The following is a 1,123-nucleotide window of genomic DNA, read 5'->3' as shown; positions in this document are numbered from 1 at the left end:
CGCCGTGTTCGTCCCGACCACCACCCGCACCCGCAAGCAGTACCGGCGCATCAGCTTCCCCGGCCGCCCCGCCCCGTACGCGATCTGCGCCAACGGCGGACATCTGCTGGTGGACGGCGAGACCGACTGGGACTGGCACGCCCAGGTACGGCGCACCCTGGCCGCCGAATGCGCCCCCCTGGCCGAGGTTCGGCCTGGCGCGTTCGGGACTTCGGCGTCAGGACTTCGACACGGTGAAGGAGACCGCCGCGTTGTCGCCACCGCCGCCCTGCCAGGTGCACTTGTACCCGGCCGGGGCGTCGCAGCTGTAGCCGTTGCTGCCCCAGTAGGGGTTGTTCCAGTGCACCTTGACCGGGTTCTGCTCCCCGGCCACGTTGAAGCTGACCTCACCCTCGGTGCCGGTCATCACGCCCTCCGACTCGCTCGCCCACTTCGCGGTGACACCGGGCTGGACCATCGAGGGCGGCATCATGCCGTCGGACCAGATCCCCCACTGCAGGCTCGCACCGGAGCGGGTGAGCAGCTTCCCCGAGTTGTTGGTCAGGTTGATGCTCGTGCTCCGGGAGGCGCTGGTGAGGCTGGGCATCTCCGCGGCGGCGGCCTTGCCCCAGCTGCGCCCGATGCTGAAGGTGACCGAGGTGTTGTCCCCGCTGCCGCCGCTCCTGGAACAGGTGTACCCGTCCGGGACGGAGCAGCTGTAGTCGTTGCTGCCCCAGTACGGGTTGTTCCAGTGCAGCTTGACCTCGCCGCCGTTGTCGAGCGCGTACGTGATGTTGCCCTCGGTCCCGGTCGCGAACCCGCAGGACTCGCTCTGCCAGCTGGAGGACTTCGTGTTGGGGATGTAGTCGGACGGCAGCATGTCGTTCGTCCAGCAGCCGTGGTCGAGCTTGTCCCACGTCTTGGTCAGGCCGGACCCGCTGCCGTTGGAGAGCGTGACCTTCGTGGAACGGTCCGCGGCGACCAGCGGCACGTTCGCCGCCGCGCTCTCGGCGGCCGGGCGCTGCGCCGCCGAGGCCTGCGGCCCGGCCGGTCCGGCCGCGGCCTGCGCGGACGGGGCGAGGGCGACCGCTCCGGCCGCCATCAGCACGGCGGTGAGGGCGCCCGCGGCCGTGCGGCCCAGACC

General features: G+C 71.1%; 1 protein-coding gene and 1 pseudogene. One reads left to right on the top strand and one right to left on the bottom strand.

Going from position 1 to position 1,123, the window contains the following annotated elements:
- A pseudogene (locus ACFU6K_RS39495) lies at positions 1 to 190 on the top strand (HAD family hydrolase); the annotation flags it as partial.
- Positions 191 to 217: 27 nt separating this feature from the next.
- On the opposite strand, the gene ACFU6K_RS39490 reads toward ACFU6K_RS39495, so the two are convergent.
- Positions 218 to 1,123: Crystal protein ET79 (locus ACFU6K_RS39490; RefSeq protein WP_380671571.1), on the bottom strand; the 906-nt coding region annotated here is incomplete at its 5' end.

This window comes from Kitasatospora sp. NPDC057512 (assembly GCF_042802135.1).
In the GTDB taxonomy this organism is placed as follows: domain Bacteria; phylum Actinomycetota; class Actinomycetes; order Streptomycetales; family Streptomycetaceae; genus Kitasatospora.
The sequence above is the reverse complement of the archived record's forward strand: the minus strand, read 5'-3'. Positions and strand labels throughout refer to the sequence as shown.